This window comes from Acidobacteriota bacterium (assembly GCA_035471785.1).
Taxonomy (GTDB): domain Bacteria; phylum Acidobacteriota; class UBA6911; order RPQK01; family DATIPO01; genus JANQFM01.
In genome coordinates this window covers 1-21,079 of record DATIPQ010000027.1, presented here as the reverse complement: position 1 = coordinate 21,079, position 21,079 = coordinate 1, and the positions used below count along the sequence as shown (strand labels likewise).

Here is a 21,079-nt window from a genome sequence, read left to right as displayed (position 1 = left end):
CCTTTACCGGCTCTGGCCCTGACCGAAGGCCGTCTCAAGACGGCGGCGCCGCCGCTTGAGAGGCCTCCGATGACGGGTCGGCAGCCGGTCGGCGGGCGATCATGACCAGCGAAAGCCCTTTCCAGGGCAGGAAGGGGTCGAGCCGGCGCCAAAGCCATACCGTGCTGTCGAAGAGCTTCAACTGCAGGCGTCCGAAGCTCTTCCGCCTCAGCACCACCGCGTTGATGAACCAGCCCGGGACCGAGATCCGATTGAAGGTCAACTCCTTTTCGATCTCGAAACCCGCCTCTTCAAGTCCGCTCCTGAGTTGGGTGGGCGTATAGCGGCGGAAGTGCCCCAGGAGTTCATCGAAAGATCCGAACAACCTGCGGCTGCGGGGGACCAGGATGCAGGCCCGTCCTCCGGGCCGAAGTGCGCTGAAGATGTTGGCCAGGGCTTGCTTGTCGTCCTCCACATGTTCCACCACGTTGAGGGCGACTGCGGTATCGAATCGTCCTTCTAACTCGACGAAATCTTCGCTTTTTTCGATGTCGGCCTTGCAGACCGAGACCGACGGCTGATTCTCGAAGACGTTGCTAAGATAGTCGAGGTGGAGGGGGTCGATGTCGCTGGCGCAATAGGAATCACGGGGCAGCAGTTGTCTCGACAGGTTGCCCAAGCCGGCTCCGAACTCGATGACGTGCTCTCCCACCCAGGGCCGGATGGTGTCGGCCAGCCAGTTGTTGAAGCGGTGCGTCTTAGACAGTTGGTGAAGAATGGCGTGGCCGTACTGCTCCGTGTAGAGGTCGTCGACCAGCCAAAAATAGACGATGGTAAAAAGGGCTTTGACGCCGTCCCAGGGCGTGATCTTCTTCCCTTCTCGATAACTGCGTCCGCGGTAAGAAATGGCCACCTCGTAGATGCGGCAGCCCCGCTTGGCGAACTTGGCGGTCAGCTCGGGCTCCATTCCGAAACGGTTGCTGCGGATGGGAATGGATTTGAGTATGGGGGCCCGCACCATCTTGTAGCAGGTCTCGATGTCGGTCAGGTTGAGGTTGGTGAAGAAGTTCGACCACAAGGTCAGGATGCGGTTGCCCACGGTGTGCCAGAAATAGAGCACCCGCCGGTACTCCCCGGCCAAAAAACGCGAGCCGTAAACGACATCGGCGTGACCGTCAAGAATGGGCCGCAGCAGCTTGGGGAGTTCGCCGGGATCGTATTCCAAGTCGGCGTCCTGCACCACGATCACATCCCCGCTCGCCAACTCGATGCCCTTGCGCACGGCGCTTCCCTTGCCCTGGTTCTCGGACTGGTAATGGATCCGCAGGGGATGCTTCTGTTCCAGTTCGCGCAGGATCTCCCGGGTGCCGTCGCTGGAAGCGTCGTCGATCAAGATCACTTCCCGCGTCACGCCCACCGGCAACGCGACGCGGAACAAAGAATCGACCAGTTCCACCACGGTATAGCGCTCGTTGTAGACGGGCACTACGATGCTCAACTTGGTCTGCTCCCGGACGGTGTTCATCGGCGGCAAGAACGATACCACAGTGGTCGAGGCGTGGCTTGCCCGAATGGGGGAGACGGTTGGAGCACTTGACCGATCTGCGGTCCGCTGCCTACAATTCAGCGCGTCGGATCCCAACCACCATGGACGGTCAGCCCAAGAGACAATCGCCGCAGCGACCAGCCGAGAGCGAGTCAATGACTGCGGACCTGCCTTTAGGGCGGCTGGCCGACTGGGCCGTTCCGTCGCTAATCCTCTTAAGCCTGCTCATCAGCTTCGCCAAGTATCAGCGATATCCCCTGTTGACTCCTGAGGTTTTTCTCTGCGCCGGGGCGCTTCTTGTGGCCGGGACGGGGCTTTGCCTGCTGTCCTGGCTGCGGAGGGAGAGCCTCTATCCGCTCGTCCTGGGGCTGCTCATTCTCCTCTTCCTGGACGTCAAGTTGCACGTCTTGGTCTTGGTCATGGGCGGTGCGGCCTGGGTATCTCCCTTGCTGGCCCCGTTTCTGCTTTTGGCAGCATTCTTCGGCTTCATGTTTCTCGTCTTCGCGCTGCGCCGGGAAATCGGCCGCATAGCGGCCTCGGCCTGGGGGGTTATTTTGCTGGCGACGCTTCTGCTTCCCGGCGACCGAATTCCTGACGGGGAGGTATTCGTCCGGGAAGCTCGACCCATCCAGGACCTTCCCTTGCTCCTGCACCTGATTCTTGATGAGCATGTCGGGGTGGCCGGAATCCCTGCGGATTTGCCCGACGGGAGGGAATTGCAGGAACATCTGGTTGCGGGGCTTTCGGAAAGCGGCTTTGAGGTTTATGGCCGAGCCTTCAGCCAATACTCGGAGAGCCACCTTGCCCTGGCGAGCCTGGTCAATGGAGAGGCATTCTCGACCATTCCCGAGTACGTGGCCGCCAGCGGGTCGGGCTACAGCATCACGCGAAACGACTGGCTTGGCTCGCTATCTCGGGCCGGCTACTCGGTGCGGGTCTATCAGAGCGGCTGGATCGATTTTTGCCGAGCCCAAGGGTTTTCGGCCGATTATTGCTTTGTCTACCCTGCCAACGGCATAGGCGTTCTCAGGGATTTCGACTTGAGCGCTTGGAGCAAGGCCCGCCTTATTCTGCCCAGGATCTTTGAGGGGACGTTTGATTTCTTTCCCGGAAAGCCTCAACTCAGCTCTTTGTCTTCGCCCGGGGTCATGGAGAGGCTGGCTCAAGATATTGCCAGCCATCCCCGCGGAACCGCCTTCTTCGTCCACTTGCTGTGGCCGCACTACGCCTACGCCTTCGACGCTCAATGCGCCCTGCGGCCCGATGTCGGCACATGGGCCAATGTCGGCAACATCGGCGCCGGCAAGGAAGAGGAGTTCAATTCTGAAGAGGCCAGGGAGTTGAAATATTCACTCTATTTCCAGCAAGTCAGGTGTGTCGCGAAGAGGCTGGGCGATCTGATCGAGCAGATGGGGCGCGCCGGCTCCCTCTCGGACTCTGTCATAATCGTTCACGGCGACCATGGGTCGAGGCTGGCTTCCAAAGCCTTTCGGTACGTCGATCCGGCCGATTTCGGAGCAGCGGACATGAGCGATCACTACTCCGCTCTTATGGCTGTCCGCATGCCGCAATCCAGCGATGAGAAGGCCGCCGGCCGCTACGCCGACCTGCAGGAGTCGATTCAAGCGATCTTCGCCAGGCGCTTCTTGATGCGCCCGCTCAGCGGCTCCGGTCTGGAGGTGTTCGTGCGCCCGTCCCGAAACAGCGCCACCGGCGCTCCCCTTCTCAGCCGCCCCATGATCGAACTGCCCCGTGCCGACCTTCCTCAGTCCCCAGGTCGGACCCGATAGAACTGACATTAAAGCCCCCTGGGGCCGGGGCTCTGCTATAATTTGGACTCCTAATCATATGATCGGGAAGGGCGGCACAAGGGCTATCGCCTGCTTCCCAGGAGCGCCTGCTTCCCAAGACCACTGAACGGCGGATACGATGCTTGCCAATTGCCTGATGAACTTGCCTCTGGCCTATATGGATCCGGCCTCCGGCAGTCTTATTCTTCAGATTCTGCTGGGCGGGATTGCCGGCGTGGCGGTGGCTGTGAAGATGTTCTGGGGGCGGATCACTTCCTTTCTTTTTGGCACCGGTCGCGATTCCTCCAGGGCGGGCAAGAGCGGCGCGAAGACGGATTAAACTACGCTCGGGACGGCCATTCCTGTGCTGGCCGATATCAAATCTCTCATGCCGAATGTCGAGGTCGAGCCGGGATCGTTTCGTGACCGCACCGGTCGAATTGTGTATGCCGACGGGGCCGTCTACCGTCTCCTGAGTCGGCAGGGGCAGGCAGAATGGCGCGCGCTCTCTTCCTCCGATTTTTTCCGGCAGTGCCTTCAAGAGGAAAAGATCATCGCAACCGAGGAAGCCGGCTGGGAAGAGTTGGGGCCTGAGGTGAGTTTCTCGCCCGAGTCCTGGCCAGGCCTTCTCAGACACCAGCGCATACCGTTCATTTCATACCCTTACGAGTGGTCCTTCGACATGTTGAAGGACGCCGCACTGCTGCATCTGGACTTGCTGCGCAGGGCTTTGGCCGCCGACATGCTCATGAAGGACTCCTCCCCTTACAACGTACAATGGCATGGGACCGACCCGGTCTTCATAGACGTGCTCTCATTCCAGCGCCTGGAGCAGGGGGAACCTTGGTCCGGCTACCGCCAGTTTTGCCAGCTTTTCCTCAATCCTCTGCTCCTCGAGGCTTACAAGAAAGTCGATTTCCGCCCTTTTCTGAGGGGAAGCATCGAGGGCATCACGCCCGCCCAGTGCGACGCCTTGATGTCGTTGAGAGACCGCTTTAGGAGGGGCGTTTTCAGCCACGTCTATTTGCAGAGCAAACTTGAGAACAGGTTTGCCCATAGCCGCCAGCCCGTCAAGGGGCAGATCCAACAAGCCGGATTCGATAAGTCTTTAATCGAGCGCAACGTCCAGAATCTGCACAGGCTGATCGCCAGGCTGCGCAAGACGGAAGGTTCCTCGCCCTGGTCCGACTATGTGCGGCAGCACAGCTACAGCGATGGAGATCAGCAAGCCAAGGCCGACTTCGTGCGCCGCGGAGTGTCCATGATCGGCCCCAACCTGGTCTGGGATCTGGGATGCAACGTAGGTGAATTCAGCCGGATTGCGGCGGAGGCGGCCGACTATGTGGTCGCGATCGACAGCGACTCCCTTACGGTAGGCCGACTCTACCGGCAACTCAAGCATGAAGGAAACCGCAAGATCCTGCCTCTGGTCGTCAATCTGGCCGATCCTTCTCCTGATCTGGGATGGCGTTGCCGGGAACGGCGAGAACTGAGCGCCAGAGGAACCCCCGACCTGACCCTTTGCCTGGCCTTAGTCCATCACATGGTGATCGGCGCCAATATCCCGCTGGACGAGTTCATCGATTGGCTCGCCTCGCTGAACTCGAGTCTGATCATCGAGTTCGTTAGCAAGGAAGACCCTATGGCCCAAGCCCTGCTCAGGAACAAGCCTGACCAGTACCGCGACTACAACCAGGCCTTATTCGAGGAGTGCCTTAGGAAGCACTTTCGCCTCAGGCATCGCAGGGTGCTGACCTCGGGAACAAGGGTTCTCTACCTGGCGGAACGGATTCGTCCCTCCTTGCCCGGTTAGGTTCGGCGTGAGAAAATCCTGCTCGTGCTGCGTTCCTTTGAACCGCTCTTCCGCCGGACGCTGATGGTGGCCGTCGTCTTGTGGCTTCCCGCCCAGCAAGCCTTGCAGCCCATCACCGACACCGACATCTGGTGGCATCTCTCGGCCGGACGCTGGATGGTCGAGAACGGCAAGCTGCCTACTACCGACCCTTTCACCCGGATGGGTGCCGAGGGCCGGGAGTGGATGGCCTACAGTTGGCTCTACGAAGTCCTCATGTACGGCCTCTATGACCTGCTGGGTCTGAGGGCGATGATCCTTTACACACTGGTGCTGGCCTTGGCCGCAGCCGGGACCATCCTGTGGCTGGTTCGCCGCCAAACCAGGGGTTCGTTGCTGCCTTTCATCCTCAGCGCGGCGGCCATGGTCTCGATGCTGGGACTGATTTACGACCGGCCTTGGATGCTTTCCATTCTCCTCTTCGCCGCCTTGCTTGTGGTGCTGTGGAAGGGACGCAGCCGGCCCGGCTGGCTGTGGTGGACGGTTCCGCTCTTCTGGGTCTGGGCCAATATCCATATCGTTTTTGTCTACGGGCTGGCCGTGATGGGCTTCGCGCTGCTCGACGGACTGGCCGGGCGGATGGGCTATGGCGACCCGCAGCGCCACTTCGACCCGCGGGCGGTGGCCAAGGTGCTGGGCGTCTCGCTGCTGGCCACGCTGCTGACTCCTCACCATGTCTTTCTCTGGACCGTGATAGCCGAACTGGTTCGGGAGACCACGCCTTTCCGTCTGGTCCAGGAGCTGCAAGCCCCTCAGTTCCGCACCATCCACGAGTGGACGTTCCTCTTCATGAGCGTTGGAGCCGCCGCCGCCTTGGGCTGGAGACGGCGGCGCGACGTCTTTGCGATTTTGCTGCTGCTGGCGGGAATCTACCTCTCGCATCGGGCGGCCCGCGACGTTTGGTTCGCCGCCATCTCTTCGGCCCTGATCCTCAGCGATTGCCTGGCTGGAACCGTACTCGACCCTGAAGACAAGCCGGAGGAGCGCCTGGCTGCACGCCATTTGCCCTGGGCCGGAGTCTGGCTGCTGGCCGGTCTTTTGCTGACGGGCAAATGGGTCTGGCTTGACAACGGCCGGCTGGAGCAGAGCGTGGCCCGGCACTTCCCGGTGGCGGCCGCCGATCACGTGGTCCAGGAGCGCTATACGGGACCCCTCTACAATCACTTCGAATGGGGCGGCTACCTGATCTGGCGCCTGCACGACGTCGGTCTGCCCGTTTCCATCGACGGCCGCACCAACATCTCGGGCGAGCGCCGGCTGCAACTCAACACCAACAGTTGGTTCGGCTACCATGGCGACTGGCAGCGCGATCCCGACCTGAGGACGGCCAACCTGGTGCTGGGTCCCAGCCGCATGCCCCTCCTTTATTTGCTGGAAGCCTCGGGGACCTTCCGCAAGGTCTACAGCGACGAACAAGCCACGGTGATGGTCCGCGTGGCCTCCCACCAGGGCAGTGAGCCTGGCGGCTAGCGGTAGCGAGCGCCCTCATGCCGCCGGGAGCATTGGGTCTTTACCGCGGTCGCTGAACTTGACGCGTGTGTGAATTTGTTGGCCACCTAGTGGCCGGGCCGGGCGCCGCGTCGGCGGGCCAGGACGTAGAACAACAGGAAGGCCAGCGCCGAGCTCAAGAAGCCGAGAAGCTGAGGCGTGAGCCAGCCGGCCAAGGGGGCGTCCAGGAGGCTGTCGGCCAGCAGGTGGACGCCGATCGCGGTGAAGATGGCCGCCAAAGCTGCCCGGGTGGTTCCGCCCCCCATGCAGAGTCCGGCCAGGAGGGGCACCAGCAGGCTCAGTCCCAACAGGGTGTAGAAGATGCTGAGGGCGTGCACCACCGAGCTTAAAGCCATGGCCAGTAGCACCGCCAAGAGTCCGCCGCCCAGGGCCGCCGCCCGGGCCGTGCGGAGCACCTGGGCATCATCGGCCTGGGGGCGCAAAAAGCGTTTGTAGAGATCCTTTGAAAGAGAAGTGGCCAGCATGAAAAGGACGGCGTCGGCGGAGCTGATTTCGGCGGAAAGGATGGCGGCCAGCGAGATGGCTCCTACCCAGGCCGGCAGGGCGTGCACCAGCAGGTGAGGAAGGGCGATGTCGACCGCCTGACCGGGGACCGGCGGTTGAAGGCCTGGATAGAGGGCGCGGGCGGCCATCCCCAGCGCCATGGGAGCCAGCGCGAAGAGCAACAGAAACAGTCCCTGCCCGGTTACGGCCAGACGGACCGTGCGCGCGTCGCGGGCGCCGTATATCTTCTGCAGCAACCCGGGCGAGACGATAAAGGCCGGAACCAGCAGCACCAGGTGATCCCAAGCGTGCCCTCCGGCCCAGGGATCGAGGGCCGATGGCGGCAAGCCGGACACAATGCCTTGCCATCCCCCCGCGCTTTGCAGCACCAGCGGCAAGGCCAAGGCGAAGCCGGCCAGCAGCACCACCAGTTGGACCAAGTTGACCCAGACAGAGGAAACCAGGCCTCCGGCGGTGAAGTAAAGGATCATGACCGATCCGCTGATCAGGCAGCCTGCCCACTTGGGGATTCCGGTGATGACGTTGAGAATCCAGGCCATCCCGATGAACTGGCCCGCCAGGATGGCCAAGGTGGCGACCCAGAGCAGGGAAGAGACCACGCCACGCACGGGCGCTCCGTAGCGGAATTCCAAGTAGTCGCCAACGGTTTGCAGATCGTGCTGGCGGGCCACTTTCCAGATGCGGGGGCCTATCCACAGTCCCAGCAGGATGGAGCCGATGCCTGCCGACCCCACCCAAAACCATGCCGAGAGTCCGTCCCGGTAGCCCAATCCGGCCGCCCCCACGGTTGAACCCGCCCCGATGTTGGCGGCCAGCATGGTGGCGAAAAGCAAGAGGGGAGAGAGCCGCCTTTCGGCGACGAAAAAGCCCTGCGAGGTGGCCACGCGGCGCCCCGTCCAGATTCCCAGGCCGATCAGCAGCGCCGAGTAGAAGAGCAGCAGGACCAGGTGCCAGTTCGTCATGGGCGTTTGAAGCTCACGGCCAGGCCGTCACGGACGGGAAGGATGACGGTCCACAGATCGGTCCGCTCAAAGGCTCGGCGATTGTACTCCAGAACGCCCGCCAGGGCATCGTCCTCGGGGTCGGGATGCCGGTCGGCCACTTTGCCTTGCCAGAGGACGTTGTCGGTGATCATCAAGCCGCCCGGACGCAGCTTGGGCAACGCCGCCTCCAGCGCCTGGGGATAGTCGTGCTTGTCGATGTCGCAGAAAACGATGTCGAAGGGGCCCTGCTGCCGGGCCAGGCTTTGCAGCGCATTCCCCGCCAGCATCTGGGCCCGGGGCCGCACTTTGCCCTTGAGCAGCCACCTGGAAGCCCTCTCCAGGTTCTCCCGCTTGTACTCGGTGAGGATGATCTCGCCCTGCTCATCCATGCCTTGGGCGAACCAGTAGGCCGAATAGCCGAACCCTGATCCCAGTTCCAGCACGCGGCGGGCGCCGGTCAGCAGCGCCATCTGGGTCAGGATACGGCCCACCAGAGGTCCCACGATGGGGAAATCCTGGTCGGAGGCGTAGGCCTCCATCTCATGAAGGACTTCATCGCGCTCTCCCGCTCGTTGCTCCAGATAGTTCTCGACAGCCGCATCAACAATCTGCATATCCCGCATGTTGGCACGTTCAGCGGCAGGCGGGCAAACGGACGAGTGCCGCCGGTCATAAGTTCTGAGCCAGGGCCCTCCGTTCTTGTCCCTGACAGGGACAGACTGGCCAGCCCAGCGACCGTGTTTAAAGTCAAAGTCCGGGCTCGCTGAAGAGGGTGTCGCAAAAGTGCAGCCCGAACCAGTCGCAAAGCGTCTCGAAAAGCACTTTCTTGCTCTTTGAGAACCCCGAAGGGGTGCAATTCGTTAGCCCAGGGTACAGCGAGGGCGCGAAGCGCGTGAGCGGCACCCTGGGTAATGGAAGCACCTCTAAAGAAACCCCGAAGGGGTGGAATAACGAGCCGTTCGAAGTGTCATGTTGAAGACTTTTGCGACACCCTCTGAAGGCGAGCGACACCCTGGGTTTCAGACTTGTTGGCCACCTAGTTGCCCTAGGGCACAGCCAGGCTTCGGAAGTCGGTGGGTGAAAGGTCGGTCCACTTGCGGAAGGTGCGCTCGAAGTGGCGCAGATCGCCGAAGCCGGACTGGTAGCAGGCTTCGGTAATGGAGGAGTCGCCTTGCAACAGGATGTCGATGCAGTTGCGCAGGCGCACCCGCTGCAGGTACTGAGTGAAGCTCATCCCCACCTTCTCATGGAAGTAGCGGCAGAAGTAGCTTCTCTCCAGGGCTGCGACTTGGGCAGCGTCGCCGAGGGAGATCTTTCCTTCGAAGTGCTCCTGGATGTAGGCGTCAATGCGCCGAAGCCGGTCGTAGTATTTGAAGGCGTAGTCGTTTGCCGCACCGGGCAGGCGCAGGGTCCAGCAGTTGTCGGGTCCGATCGATTCTTCCTCCTCGCATCCGGGCAGCAACTCCAGTCCCAGCAGGGAACTGCCGTCGTCGAGAAAGTCCTGATGACGGACTGAGGCCTTTCCCGCCAAAGCCGAGCCGGCCGAGATCGACACCTCACCCCTGACCCTTCCGGCTTCGCTCGGGCACTTCAAGCAAATGCCTTTCGGGCTCACATTGACGACCGCGACCTTGACCCAATCTGCTGACGAGGTCTTGATCTCCACCTCTATCTCGACTGGTTTTCTCAAATAGCTACGTCTATCACGCCTCATTCGCGCTTCTCCCGATCAGTAGTGTTGTTCGTCGAATTTCGGGCTCGCACGTGGACGGAATCCTGCCGTCTGCGGGTATTGATGCACCCGCCGTGCCAAAACCAGGATCCAGCCATCTCGGGCAGGGATTTGCCCCATTTGGCGGCTACTTGGGCAAGGGTTGGTGGTAACCCTCAAAGGGCTAGTCGAAGCTAACGATTGTTAGGTTTACTTAACACTCAACGGAGAGCGAAGGTTGGGCGCGGCGTCTAACCTCGCACTGGAGCGGTCCGAAGCGGGTTTCGGCGAGTTGTAAAGAATTCCTACAGTTGAGCCGGAGTGCTCGGAGTGCGTTAGTCAGCTTCGGGCACGGTAGGGGTAGTCGCTGAGGGATTCGCGAAAGGGAGGATCTCCTCCGTTGTTGCTGGAGCAGGTATCCATCAGCAGTTCGCACCAGACCAGCCCGATGGCGCACATCTCCCTTTCCGATGACCGCATATGGCTAGGGAGGAAAGGGCGCAGGGCCTTCAGGGTCGTTCTCCATCTCTGCTTCAAGCCGGCGCCCTGCACCAGGCCGACCAGAGGTGAAGGGGGAACGATGTAGGTCCCCTCCTGCATGCTGTACTCGACGAGTTCCAGCTCCTGGAGGAGTTCTTTGCGATCGAGACTACGGGCCCACTCGGTCAAGTCGGGCGTTTCGGAGATGAAGACGCGTACGGTGTTGTGAATGGCTTCACTGGATTCGGCGCTCACGGTTGCTACCCCCCAATGCACTTGGTGTTCGGTCCTTGCTTGCGCTGTTGCTTTCAAACCTGAAGAGGGACTTGAGCAAAGCCTGCTTGGGAAAAAAGGCGAAGGTGTCCTCGGCGCGGTGCCCGACCTGGCCCTCTAACTCCAGGTCCACGTGTGAGGACGAATCCGCAAGTCGGCTTGCGTTCTCGGGATCAACCTGCAAGCGGGCCGCCCTTTGAAGAAAGGAACGGCACCCTCCCCGCAGCGGTTCAGCGTCTACGCTGGCGGGCGGGGGAAAATTCCAGCCGGCCTCCCGCAGGTTGAGGAGGATGGCAGGGTCGTCGGGGTCGTCGGCCAGAGCGGTCTGAAAGGCCTGGTAGGCCAGGGGCCACTCTTCGGAGCCGGCCAGCATTTCGCCCAGGGCGTTCAAAGCCTGGGCCGGCGGGAAGACGCTCAGAAGGCGCAGACAGGCCTGCCGGAAATCGCCTTGGCGCACGTGCAGAGCGGCCATTTCGCGGTGAACGCGGGGAGCGGCTTCCGGGCTGAGGTTGACGAGAAGCGGCAGAGCCTCTTCGCTCTTGCCCAGGCCGATGGCCAACAGCGCCGCGGATCGGCGCAATCCGAAGTCCTCAGGCGCGGCCCGGGTGGCGCGCAGCATGGTGCGCAGACCCTCCTCGGGCTGCCCCAGGGCCACCTGAGCGGAGGCCCAGGCTGTCAGCGTCGGGGCGTCCGCGGGCTCCTCTTGAAGGGCCAGTTGAAGGTGGGCCTGAGCTCTTTTCGTCTCACCCAACTGCAGCCACATCTCGGCCGCCCGCCGGTTTTCTTTCGGCTGCAGGGGCGCAAAGCGGTCAAGACCGGCCAGGATGTGGCGCGCGTCGAGCAGATGACGCGATTGCAGAAGGCTGGCCGCCGTCTCCAGAGCCTCTTGGGCCGATTCGGGCTGCCCTTCAACCATCTGCGTCAGGCGCAAGGCTCCGTTTTGGTCTGCGCTGCCAACAAAGGAGGCCTGGCCGTCCAGACGCTCGATCTGGCGGACGCCCTCGGGCGCCTGCCGTCCCGGCGTCTGGCCTGCTCCGGTCCATTGCAAGGGAGTGGCTTTGCGCACGCAACCCGAGCCTGCGAGCAGGCCCGACAAGGCAAGGAGGGTGAGAATTCGCTGGTGTGAGAGCATGATTCCTCGACTCGCTTTTCTAGTTGGACAGCCCAGGCAAGAAGTCCTTGAAAATCCGGATGACTGCCGGTCCCAGCACCACCACGAAGATGGCCGGGAAGATGAACAGGATGAGCGGGAAGATGATCTTGACGCTGAGCTGGGCCGCCAGTTCTTCAGCCCTCTGGCGCCTCTTGACCCTCAGATCGTCAGCGAAGGTGCGCAGCGAGTCGGCGATGCTGGTCCCGAAATGCTGGGCCTGATGGATGACCGAGGCCAGGGACTTGAGGTCGTCCACGCCGGTCCGTCCGCTCAGGTGCCTGAGGGCTTCGGCCCGGCTCTTGCCCGCGTTGACTTCGAGCACGTAGAGGCGCAGCTCCTGAGCCAGTTCAGGCGCGCTGTTGCCCATTTCCTGGCTGATGCGCATCAATGCCTGGTCGAGGCCCATTCCGGCCTCGGTGCAAATCACCAGCAGGTCCATCATGTCGGGCAGACCCAGTTGAATCCGGCGTTGCCGCTTGGCCACCATGCGCCTGAGAACGATGTCGGGAACCGCCATGCCCAGCAGCAGCGAACCCGCCACGGCCAGGATGGGATTGGTCCAGAGCACGCCCGTGACGACGCTGAGCAGCAGGAGAAAGCCGGCCAGCAGCACCCTGATTCCGTAAAAGAGAAACACGGCCTTCTTGCGCCTGAAGCCCGCATAAACCAGCTTTCGTCTCTCTTTGGCCAGATCCTCGGGAGAGCGCCTCAGCATTTCTCCCAGCGGAGCCAGGATCTTTTCGGCCTGCTCCGTCCACTTGTGATCCTCCTGGCCCCCGATGGCTTCGGCCGATCCGGCCATGACCCTGCGCCTGACATCGACGCGGGTGCGCACCAGCGCCCAAATGACGAGGAAGAAGGCTAGCGAAAGGAAGGCGAAGATGATGAATGCGAAGATCGGTTGATCAAACATGATGTTTCCTCGTTTTCCTCACACTTCGATTCGGATCATGCGCTTGATGACCAGGTATCCGATGACCTGCAGAATGATGGCGGCTGCGATCATCTGGTGACCCAGGGGATCGGTGAACAGGCGAGACATGTAGTCGGGGCTGAGCAGGGAAAAGAGCACCGCCGCCACCGGAGGCAGGGCGCACAGGATGTACATCGACATCCTTCCTTCGGCCGTGAAGACCTGCACCTGACGCAGCAGCTTGAAGCGCTCCCGCATGACATTGGCCAGGTTGTCGAGCATCTCGGCCAGGTTGCCCCCCGTCTCCAACTGGATGCACAGCAGAGTCGTGAAGATGGCCACGTCGGGCAAGGGCACCCTGCGTTGCAGGTTCCCTAGTGCTTCGTCCAGCGGCATGCCCAGATTCTGCTGCTCGAAAGTGGTGCGGAATTCTTTGGCAAGAGGGTCGGGCATCTCGGTCGCGATCAGGCGCAAAGCGGCGGAGAACGCGTAGCCGGCCCGCACTGCCCGCGAGAGCATGGCAATGGCTTCCGGGAAGGTCTCCTCAAAGGCGCGGAAGCGCTTGCTCCTTCGAACCGAGACGTAGACGAAGGGAACCGCGCAGGCCCCCACCGCCACTATAGGAGCCACAAAGGTCGGCACGGGCAGGATGAGCATCAAAACGGCGGCGGCCAAGCCGCAGAGAATCGAAAGTCCAAACAGATTCGAGGGCCTGATGTCGAGTCCCGCCTGTTGAACGTAGAGGCTGGTCTTCTCCCGCAGTTCGGCCAAGCCCGCAATCTTGCCGATAAAGCCGGCATTGTCCTGCCGGCGCAGCAATGCCTCCACGGCCTCCTGAGTACTGTCGCCCAGCTCCTCGCGCATCCCGGTCAGGCGTTGTTCCAGGCGGCGCCGGGCGGGCCATTCGGCGACCACCCGGGTGACCGTCAGAACGAGCCAAAAGACGGAAAGGAATATCAGTCCCAGAGCGATCCATTCGATGATCATCGCCACTTCTCCTTGGCCCCGGCCAAGCCGCTCAGGAACATTTCCTTGGGCAGGCTGACTCCGGCTTGATCCAGCCTTTCCGTAAACTTGGGACGGATCCCCGTGGCCCCGAACCTTCCAAGAACGTTGCCCTCTTCGTCGATGCCCTGGCGCTTGAAGGCGAAGATCTCCTGCATGGTGACTACTTGCCCTTCCATGCCGGTGATTTCTGAAATGCTGACGATGCGCCGGGTGCCGTCGGTCAGGCGGGCCACTTGAATGACCAGGTCGAGAGCCGAGGCAATCTGCTGGCGGATGACGCGGTCGGGAATGTTGAGGTTGGCCATGGAAACCATGGTTTCCAGCCGGCTGAGCGCGTCGCGGGGGCTGTTGGCGTGGATGGTGGTCAGCGAGCCTTCATGACCGGTGTTCATGGCCTGCAGCATGTCCACCGCTTCAGCTCCGCGCACCTCGCCCACGATGATGCGGTCGGGCCTCATGCGCAGGGCGTTGATGACCAGTTCGCGCTGGCGCACGGCTCCCTTGCCCTCGATGTTGGGAGGACGCGTCTCCAGGCGCACCACGTGGCTCTGGTGCAGTTGCAGTTCGGCGGCGTCCTCGATGGTGACGATGCGCTCGCCTTCTGGAATGTATCCCGAAACCACGTTGAGCAGGGTGGTCTTTCCGGCGCCCGTCCCGCCCGAGATGAGCACGTTGAGCTTGGCGGCCACGCAGCTCCGCATCAGATCCAGCATTTGCTGCGTCAGGGTCTTGTTGCGCAGCAAGTCTTCGGATTGCAGCGGGGTCTGGCCGAAGCGGCGGATGGAGAGGGCGGGGCCGTCCAGCGCCAGCGGCGGAATGATGGCGTTGACGCGCGAGCCGTCGGCCAAGCGGGCGTCCACCATGGGAGAGGACTCGTCGATGCGCCGCCCCACGCGGGAGACGATGCGGGTGATGATGCGCATCAGGTGTTCGTCGTTGTCGAAGCGGCTGTCGACCTTCTGCAGCCGTCCTCTTTTCTCGATAAAGATCTGCCCTGAGCCGTTGACCAGGATATCCGAGATCTCCTGATCGGCCAGGATGGGCTCCAGCGGACCCAGTCCGAAAAACTCGTGCAGGATGTCCTCGGACACCTTCTCCCGCTCGGTGCGGCTGAGCGGCGTCCGCTCTTCGATCATGATGCGCCGCACCACACCGCGAATCTGGTCCCGGGCTGTCCCTTCATCCAGCCTCTCCAGACGTTCCAGGTCGATCTGGTCGAGGATCTTGGCGTGCAGATCGTTCTTGACGCGGCTGTAATCGGCCTGCAGCGATTCGTTCTGAAAGGTATCGGTCGAGGGATTCATTTCGAGGATCCTCCTCCCAGGAATCCGAACAAGCCGCGGCGCCCGGCCTGCGGCTTGATGCCCGTTAACTCGATGGCCATTTGGGAATAGTGGTGGGCCAGTTGCGAGTGGTTGAATTGCACCAGCGGGCGGCCCGAGTGGATGGCCTCCAAGCAGCAACGGTAGTCGTTGGGCAAGGTGAAGTCGATCTTGCGTTCCAGGGTCGATTCAATCTCCTTGAGCGTGATGGAGGCTTTCTTGTCATCCCGGTTGAGGACCAGCCGCACCCGCTCGTCTTCGGGTGAGACTCCTACGAACTCGAGTACCTGCCGGGTGCGCCAGAGCGTGGTCAGTTCGGGTGTAAGGACGATCAGCAGACGTCCGTCATTGGTGAAGACCTGTTCCAGAGTCTCCTCGCCCAGAGGACTTCCCAGGTCGGCCACGGCGTGTGAGAAGGCTTCCCGAGCCGTATACAGAAGGCGTCCAACCGGACGGGGATCGCGGGCATTGGAGGCCAAAAAGTGACGGGGGCCGGCCAACAGAGAGATCTGGCCGCGCTTGCCCATCAGGCTTTCCAACATGACGGGATCCAGCCTGTCTCCGGCCTCCAGGGCGTCGGAAATGGTGTAGCGCGGATTGACGTCGAGATAGGTGGCGGCGTCTCCGATGGGCTGGCTGAAATCGATGAGCGAAACGTTGGTCGAGGGGAGCTGGGCGATGGAAGCAGCCAGGTTGATGGCCACCGAAGTGGCTCCGGCTCCGCCTTTGGCCGAGGTCACGGCATAAAGCTCCCCTTTCTGCTCGGGAGGCGAATCGGCGCTGTGACGCTCGCGGCGGTAGCGGTTGAGCGCCTCATTCAGAACCGCTGTGTGGACCGGAAGCGGCAGGAATTCGCGGGCTCCCATCTGGACGGCCTTGATGATCCACTCCGAAGAGGTCGAGTCGGCAGTGGCCAGAACCCGCACGCCGTCCAGGTTCTGCTTGAGGGTCTCGATGAAGGAAACCGACTTCTCTTCGGCGTCGAAGTCGATCAGCACCACTTCGGGCCGGGCCTGCTGCAGACGCCGGAGGAGGCTTTGGGGATCCAAGTGTGTCCATTCGCCGACGAGCAAGGCCACTTCTGCCCCTTCGCAAGCCTCGGCCTCGCCGCGCAGACGTTCTGCGCTGCGGCTGTCGGGCGCCAGAATGGCCAATCGGATGACACTCATGGAACAAATCCTCGCTTAATCCTAAGAGGCCGGCTGAACCAGGCGCACGGGTACGGCGAAAGGACCGATTTGGGGATTGCCGTCGTCGCCTACCGGACCGCCGCCCCCATCGCCGCTGTCGGCGGTGCACGGAGTGACGTTGATGACGCGGGCTTCCACGCCATCGCCTTGCACGCCTTCTACGAAGAGCAGCGCGAATCCCGCCACACGCAAGGTTACGTTGGCTCCCTTCTCTCCCAGTTTGGCGCCCGGACAGAAGCTGGTGCCGGGACACCCTCCCGGGTCGGGTGCGTTGCAGACGTCCCATATGGGCGCCACCACCAGGGAACGGCTGGTGTCGCGGCAGCCCGGGTCATAACAGAAGTTACTCTCGTTGAAGGTGTCAGGTTCCTCGCCGATCAGATCCGCCACGCCCTGCTTGGTGGGACCGACCATGTTTCCCGGCTCGACATCGTAACATGCCCCGCAATAGATTCCGTTCAGAGAGCATGTGCCGATGGCCTCGCGGTAATTGTCTCCGCCCGGGCCGGCGCCCAACTGGATGGAGTAAAAGAGGCCAGGCTCCAAAGCTTTCGCGGGTTGAGTGGGCCGAACCAACTTGAGCACGCCGAAATTATCCTTGGCATGCTGTGTCACGACTCCGTTGTTGATCAGAAGCTGGTCGGCCAGAGCGGGATTAAAGTCTGCACCGGGGCAGACATCGCAGATGTCCGATCCCTCGGGCAACAGAACCGTATTGGGGACGATCCAGGGTTTGACACAGTTGGCCCCGCCCGCAAACTCTGACGCCTCGGCCGTCGCCGTCACCCCGATATCGGCATCCATTATGCCCAGTACACTGCCGAAGATGGAGGTCTCGGTGCGGTCGATGGTTACCGTAACCTGCCGGGTTGCAGTGTTGACGCTGACTCCAATCTCCGCGTCTTGGATGGCTATTCCCCGGATGTCCTGGTCCAAAGCCAGGTTGCGCGCCACGGCTTCGGCCTGCGCGGGCTGTTCATCGGCGGGATTGATCACGAAAGTGAAGGCGCCGGCCACCGCCGAGGCGTCGGCGATGCGCTGGGCTGTGGTACGGGTGGAATAGAAAACGCCCGCGTCCACGGCCAGTGCCACGAATCCGATCAGGGCCACCAGCACCAGGGCCACCACGACGACCACGTAGCCTTCTTGACCCGGTTGTTTTGGCGCATTTTTATTCATTTCTTATCTCCCTTTTTCGAGTCAAACTTCTGAACATCGAGGAACTTGTCTGGAAAAACCGGCATCTCCGGCATCTCTCCCGGCGCGGTGGGCTGGACGATGCGCGGGGTCACCAGCACCAAAAGTTCCGTGCGCGACCGGTCCACCGTTTGGCTGCGGAAGAGCTTGCCCAAGACCGGGATGTCGCCCAGTACCGGTACCTTGGACGCGATTTTAACCATGCGGTCGTCGATCAGTCCCGCGATGGCAAAGCTCTGTCCGTCGCGCAGCACCACCTCGGTGTCGGCCCTCCGGGTGGAAAGGGCCGGGATCAGAAAGCCGGCGACATTAAGGGCGTTGGCGAAATCGAGCGCACTCACTTCAGGGGCCACCTTGAGCTTAATGGTGCCGTCGTCGCGAAGATCGGGTGTGAACTTGAGGCGGACCCCGAATTCCTTGAAAACGATGGTCACTGCGTTGCCTACAGCTCCGGACTGGATGACGGGGAAGGGAAATTCGCCGCCCGCCAAGAAACTGGCCTCCTTGCCGTTGCGGGCCAGAATGTTGGGCTCGGCCAGGATCTGCAGAAGATTCTTCTGCTGCAGAGCCCGAATGGACGCGCCCAGATTGATGTCGGGCCTGAAGATGAAGATGTTGAGCAAATCGGTGAGCCCGAAGCTGGCTGGAGTTCCCCGCAACGGGTTGCCGATGCCGCCGCTGACGAGGCTGGGCGCGTCCAGGTCGCCGGCTTGATCCACTTCCGCGGGCACGGCTCCCACGTTGCCCAGAGGCGCACTGAATTGTTGGGTGCCGATGGTGCCGATGGTATTGCCGGCGCCCGTACTGATGATCGTTAAGCCGAACTGTTTCAAGGCCGCCCGATTGACTTCGGCGAAGCGCACCTGCAAGAGCACCGTTTCGTCTCTCTCGCGCACCGCCACCAAGTTGACTACGTCAGGCGAAAAGGTCTGGGTGAGCGACGTCATCTGCTCGGCCACAGCTTCCGAGGAAACCACGCCGCTCAATACCAGCGAGGAGGCCGCTTGGCGAAGTTCGACCTCTTCGGAAGGGAAGAGGCGATTGAGCATCTCCCGCGCCTCCGGCACGTTCAGTTCGACATCCAGATCGTAGGCTACGGCCTCCTCGTTTTGGTCCCATAGCAGCAGCGTGACGCTTCCGGGCTTCAGGCCGTGAATCAGCACCTGTCGTACGGAGAGAACGCTGGCTGAGGCCACCAGGGGGTCGGATATGGAAACCCGGCGCAACTGGCGGGGCGAGTTGAGCACCAGAGATTTGCCCACCAGGACACGCAGGCGCTCTCCCCTGCGAGGGGCCGGCGCGCCTTCTTGCGCCAGCGCTACAGAACCGAAGGCGTCCTGCGACATCATCATGATCAGGAGTGCGAGCAAGGTACGGGCGACAAACTTCATGACTTTTCTCCCCGGAGAAACGGACGGCGCGAATGCGGACCCGCCGCAAAAGCCAACTCTGATCCGGCTTTTGTCGAGGGTCTCGCTTCGGGTCAGCGCGAATCCCCGTCCGATTGTTTCTGCGCCTTCCCTTTATCGTTCGCTTTCTCTTGGAACTGTAGCGTTTCGCGGTTGGCGCCTGTGATCAGTTCCACTTCGAAAGTCCGCGGGGGCGGCGGAGCAGCCACTGCCGGCTCAGGTTTTGGCTTGGGCGTGGAACGTACCAGGCGGCTCTGCGGGACCACTCTCCGGGGTTCTTCCTTCTTCTCCCCTTCGTACAGAACCCGCTTGTGAACGGCTTGCTGGGGATCCTTCTCGTGGTCGAGCGGATTGCGCAGCGCCAACTGGATTTTCCCGTCGTTGGCGGCCAAAGCCAGCTTCTGAGCATCTTCCGGAGTGACCAGCAGAGTGATGACTTGAACCCGCTGAGCCGCTCCCTCGGCGGCGTGCTCTATATTCTGGCCGGCGGCCAGCACCTTGACGTTCTCGAGTATGACCCGCGACATCTCGATATTGCGCTGCTCGGTGGGCGAACCGCTGAGGATGACGTCCACATGAGTGCCGGGCAGCACGAAACCGGCCACGCCGATCACTTCATCGACTTTCACTGAAACCGCCCGCATGCCGTTCGGAATGGTGGAAACCAATCCGGCCCCGGCGCCTTTGGCAGCCAACTTCGATTCCAAGAGGGGCTCGTTGGACTGAATGGGCAAGACCACGCCACGCTCCACAACCTCTTCGATTTTGGAAAAGCTGCCCTCCATGGCCATGTCTTTGGGCCAAGCGGCGAGCCTCACATGATGGCTGTCGAGCATGGTGCCAACCGGAATATCCTGGCTGGCCACCACCACGAGGATTTCGTTTTCGTTGGCCGTCAGCCGGGCCTGGAGCTGACGGTAGACCAAAAACGTGGCCAAAGCGGCCAGTACCAGCGCCACCACGGCCGTAATGAGCAGTTTGATTCGACTCATGATTCCACCTTTGTGTTCATCTCAGTACAGATTTCGAAAGACGCCGACTCCTGTAACGGTAACCGGCCCTCCGGCCAGGGTTGTGCCCCCCGGCGTGATCAGGTCCACGGAGTATGAAACCGTTACCACCGAAACTCCCATTTGACGGGCGCCTACGGTCACGAATTGCTCTTGGTCAACCGAAACGTCGCCCGCCGTCACGGCCAGTCCTCGGTCAGTGCAGTAATCGACCACCGCATCTTGGATCGTGGTCGGTGAGGCATCGGGATTAGAGGAGTCGATGTTGTTTTTGGGCAGGGAGGAAATCCGCGCTCCCTCTCGAGCCGCGTTCTGGAGAATCTGGTAGGTGTTTAGGAGCGTCCCCAATTCGACGATGGTCAAAACGATGACCAGGAATAACGGCAGCATAAGCGCCAGTTCGACTGCGATGGCTCCTTTTTGGCCACCGTCACGGACTGGTCTCGTTGCGCATGGTAGAGCCCGCGTTGAGAGTGATTGTGGCATCGGAAAACATCGAAAGAGTTATGACGTTGTAATCATAGGAGACGGTAACCTCAGTGGCGGTGTCGCCGCTGGGCGTCGTCGCCGGGTTGACGCTGATGGAGGCGCCTTGAATGCCGTTGGACGCCAGAAAGCGCTCGACTTCGGCCTGCACAGCCGCCGACGAAGGCAGGGTGCTGGTTCCGGCGGTGGGCGCGATGGCAAGGCGCGCACCTTCTCTAACAGCGTCGGTCATGGTCTGGTAGACGCTGACGATTCGTCCCATCTCCATGATCCCGAAGAGTATCACGAAGAAGGCGATGAGAACCAAAGCTCCCTCGACTGTGGAAGTGCCGCGTTCGTTTCGGTTCCGGTTGTATGGCATGGCGATCTTCATTCACCAGGCGGCCGAGTCACTCGGCCGCCTGGTGCTCACTGGCATCACCCAATGACTAGGGAGTCAGGGCATCGATCAGGTCCTGGAAGACCCCGGTGATGGCCTGGCTGATGTTGGGGGCGGCCGTCGCGACGGCGATGGCGACCAACACCAACATGACAGCGTACTCGGCGGTGGTAACGCCGCGCTCGTCATTGGAAAGCCTGGCTAGCAGCAGTTGAATCAATTGCATTTTCTTAACCTCCAAAATTCTCGATTCAATCTTAACACTTTCGCCTCCCCTGAGGCGTGATCAACTCTACAGCGGCTGCCTTCTCTTGGCTGGGCAGTAATTGATTAGAATGCGGCGAATGTTGACCGCGATGCGGCGAATATTGACATTTCACTTTTG

General features: G+C 61.6%; 20 protein-coding genes. 4 read left to right on the top strand and 16 right to left on the bottom strand.

From position 1 onward, the window contains the following. Positions 1-34: 34 nt before the first annotated feature. On the bottom strand, positions 35-1,477 hold the full coding sequence (locus VLU25_04675) for a glycosyltransferase (GenBank protein HSR67213.1): 1,443 nt from the start codon (positions 1,475-1,477) through the stop codon (positions 35-37). Between the two features lie 203 nt (positions 1,478-1,680). On the opposite strand from VLU25_04675, the gene VLU25_04670 reads away from it, so the two are divergent. From VLU25_04670 to VLU25_04655, 4 genes are all read left to right on the top strand, one after another. Further along, the gene (locus VLU25_04670; protein ID HSR67212.1) at positions 1,681-3,315 is read left to right on the top strand and encodes a hypothetical protein; all 1,635 of its coding nucleotides are present in this window, start codon (positions 1,681-1,683) and stop codon (positions 3,313-3,315) included. A 157-nt stretch (positions 3,316-3,472) separates the two neighbouring features. Then, positions 3,473-3,655: a hypothetical protein gene (locus tag VLU25_04665; protein HSR67211.1), complete on the top strand. Its 183-nt coding sequence runs from the start codon at positions 3,473-3,475 to the stop codon at positions 3,653-3,655. A 48-nt stretch (positions 3,656-3,703) separates the two neighbouring features. Further along, on the top strand, positions 3,704-5,128 hold the full coding sequence (locus tag VLU25_04660; GenBank protein HSR67210.1) for a methyltransferase: 1,425 nt from the start codon (positions 3,704-3,706) through the stop codon (positions 5,126-5,128). Positions 5,129-5,152: 24 nt separating this feature from the next. Then, positions 5,153-6,637, top strand: a complete 1,485-nt coding sequence (locus VLU25_04655) for a hypothetical protein (GenBank protein ID HSR67209.1) — start codon at positions 5,153-5,155, stop codon at positions 6,635-6,637. An 86-nt stretch (positions 6,638-6,723) separates the two neighbouring features. Here the strand turns inward: VLU25_04655 and VLU25_04650 are convergent, their stop codons facing one another. The 15 genes from VLU25_04650 to VLU25_04580 form a co-directional block, all read right to left on the bottom strand. Continuing rightward, the gene (locus tag VLU25_04650; protein HSR67208.1) at positions 6,724-8,142 is read right to left on the bottom strand and encodes a sodium:solute symporter family protein; all 1,419 of its coding nucleotides are present in this window, start codon (positions 8,140-8,142) and stop codon (positions 6,724-6,726) included. After that, a complete protein-coding gene (locus VLU25_04645) occupies positions 8,139-8,777 on the bottom strand; it encodes an O-methyltransferase (protein ID HSR67207.1) in 639 nt (212 codons plus the stop codon). Before VLU25_04645 ends, VLU25_04650 begins: the two co-directional genes overlap by 4 nt. Positions 8,778-9,208: 431 nt before the next feature. After that, a complete protein-coding gene (locus tag VLU25_04640) occupies positions 9,209-9,718 on the bottom strand; it encodes a helix-turn-helix domain-containing protein (protein ID HSR67206.1) in 510 nt (169 codons plus the stop codon). Positions 9,719-10,213: 495 nt separating this feature from the next. Continuing rightward, a complete protein-coding gene (locus VLU25_04635; GenBank protein HSR67205.1) occupies positions 10,214-10,609 on the bottom strand; it encodes a hypothetical protein in 396 nt (131 codons plus the stop codon). Further along, positions 10,590-11,759: a hypothetical protein gene (locus VLU25_04630; GenBank protein HSR67204.1), complete on the bottom strand. Its 1,170-nt coding sequence runs from the start codon at positions 11,757-11,759 to the stop codon at positions 10,590-10,592. The genes VLU25_04635 and VLU25_04630 overlap by 20 nt, the downstream gene beginning before the upstream one ends. 19 nt (positions 11,760-11,778) lie before the next feature. Then, entirely contained in the window at positions 11,779-12,693 is a 915-nt protein-coding gene (locus VLU25_04625; protein ID HSR67203.1) for a type II secretion system F family protein, read from the bottom strand. 18 nt (positions 12,694-12,711) lie between these two features. Continuing rightward, positions 12,712-13,680, bottom strand: a complete 969-nt coding sequence (locus tag VLU25_04620; protein HSR67202.1) for a type II secretion system F family protein — start codon at positions 13,678-13,680, stop codon at positions 12,712-12,714. Then, on the bottom strand, positions 13,677-15,005 hold the full coding sequence (locus VLU25_04615; protein HSR67201.1) for a CpaF family protein: 1,329 nt from the start codon (positions 15,003-15,005) through the stop codon (positions 13,677-13,679). Before VLU25_04615 ends, VLU25_04620 begins: the two co-directional genes overlap by 4 nt. After that, entirely contained in the window at positions 15,002-16,192 is a 1,191-nt protein-coding gene (locus tag VLU25_04610) for a hypothetical protein (GenBank protein ID HSR67200.1), read from the bottom strand. The genes VLU25_04615 and VLU25_04610 overlap by 4 nt, the downstream gene beginning before the upstream one ends. 21 nt (positions 16,193-16,213) lie before the next feature. Further along, complete coding sequence (locus tag VLU25_04605; protein ID HSR67199.1) at positions 16,214-17,392, bottom strand: Tad domain-containing protein; 1,179 nt, start codon at positions 17,390-17,392, stop codon at positions 16,214-16,216. Continuing rightward, positions 17,389-18,801, bottom strand: coding sequence for a pilus assembly protein N-terminal domain-containing protein (locus tag VLU25_04600; GenBank protein HSR67198.1), 1,413 nt, complete (start codon positions 18,799-18,801; stop codon positions 17,389-17,391). The genes VLU25_04605 and VLU25_04600 overlap by 4 nt, the downstream gene beginning before the upstream one ends. A 92-nt stretch (positions 18,802-18,893) precedes the next feature. After that, positions 18,894-19,811 carry a Flp pilus assembly protein CpaB gene (gene cpaB, locus VLU25_04595; protein HSR67197.1) on the bottom strand — a complete coding sequence of 306 codons (918 nt, stop codon included), beginning with the start codon at positions 19,809-19,811 and terminating at the stop codon, positions 18,894-18,896. 21 nt (positions 19,812-19,832) lie between these two features. Next, positions 19,833-20,315, bottom strand: coding sequence for a TadE/TadG family type IV pilus assembly protein (locus tag VLU25_04590; protein ID HSR67196.1), 483 nt, complete (start codon positions 20,313-20,315; stop codon positions 19,833-19,835). Further along, positions 20,260-20,676 (bottom strand): TadE/TadG family type IV pilus assembly protein, encoded by a 417-nt coding sequence (locus VLU25_04585; protein HSR67195.1) that lies wholly within the window; start codon positions 20,674-20,676, stop codon positions 20,260-20,262. Before VLU25_04585 ends, VLU25_04590 begins: the two co-directional genes overlap by 56 nt. A 67-nt stretch (positions 20,677-20,743) precedes the next feature. Further along, entirely contained in the window at positions 20,744-20,920 is a 177-nt protein-coding gene (locus VLU25_04580) for a Flp family type IVb pilin (GenBank protein ID HSR67194.1), read from the bottom strand. Positions 20,921-21,079 lie beyond the last annotated feature (159 nt).

What these genes read in the sequence shown, in the direction of transcription:
- VLU25_04670 (HSR67212.1), top strand. Translation starts at nt 1,681, where the DNA reads ATGACTGCGGACCTGCCTTTAGGGCGGCTGGCCGACTGGGCCGTTCCG.
- VLU25_04665 (HSR67211.1), top strand. Translation starts at nt 3,473, where the DNA reads ATGAACTTGCCTCTGGCCTATATGGATCCGGCCTCCGGCAGTCTTATT.
- VLU25_04660 (HSR67210.1), top strand. Translation starts at nt 3,704, where the DNA reads ATGCCGAATGTCGAGGTCGAGCCGGGATCGTTTCGTGACCGCACCGGT.
- VLU25_04650 (HSR67208.1), bottom strand. Translation starts at nt 8,142, where the DNA reads ATGACGAACTGGCACCTGGTCCTGCTGCTCTTCTACTCGGCGCTGCTG.
- VLU25_04645 (HSR67207.1), bottom strand. Translation starts at nt 8,777, where the DNA reads ATGCAGATTGTTGATGCGGCTGTCGAGAACTATCTGGAGCAACGAGCG.
- VLU25_04630 (HSR67204.1), bottom strand. Translation starts at nt 11,759, where the DNA reads ATGCTCTCACACCAGCGAATTCTCACCCTCCTTGCCTTGTCGGGCCTG.
- VLU25_04625 (HSR67203.1), bottom strand. Translation starts at nt 12,693, where the DNA reads ATGTTTGATCAACCGATCTTCGCATTCATCATCTTCGCCTTCCTTTCG.
- VLU25_04620 (HSR67202.1), bottom strand. Translation starts at nt 13,680, where the DNA reads ATGATCATCGAATGGATCGCTCTGGGACTGATATTCCTTTCCGTCTTT.
- VLU25_04615 (HSR67201.1), bottom strand. Translation starts at nt 15,005, where the DNA reads ATGAATCCCTCGACCGATACCTTTCAGAACGAATCGCTGCAGGCCGAT.
- VLU25_04610 (HSR67200.1), bottom strand. Translation starts at nt 16,192, where the DNA reads ATGAGTGTCATCCGATTGGCCATTCTGGCGCCCGACAGCCGCAGCGCA.
- VLU25_04605 (HSR67199.1), bottom strand. Translation starts at nt 17,392, where the DNA reads ATGAATAAAAATGCGCCAAAACAACCGGGTCAAGAAGGCTACGTGGTC.
- VLU25_04600 (HSR67198.1), bottom strand. Translation starts at nt 18,801, where the DNA reads ATGAAGTTTGTCGCCCGTACCTTGCTCGCACTCCTGATCATGATGATG.
- cpaB (HSR67197.1), bottom strand. Translation starts at nt 19,811, where the DNA reads ATGAGTCGAATCAAACTGCTCATTACGGCCGTGGTGGCGCTGGTACTG.
- VLU25_04590 (HSR67196.1), bottom strand. Translation starts at nt 20,315, where the DNA reads ATGCCACAATCACTCTCAACGCGGGCTCTACCATGCGCAACGAGACCA.
- VLU25_04585 (HSR67195.1), bottom strand. Translation starts at nt 20,676, where the DNA reads ATGCCATACAACCGGAACCGAAACGAACGCGGCACTTCCACAGTCGAG.
- VLU25_04580 (HSR67194.1), bottom strand. Translation starts at nt 20,920, where the DNA reads ATGCAATTGATTCAACTGCTGCTAGCCAGGCTTTCCAATGACGAGCGC.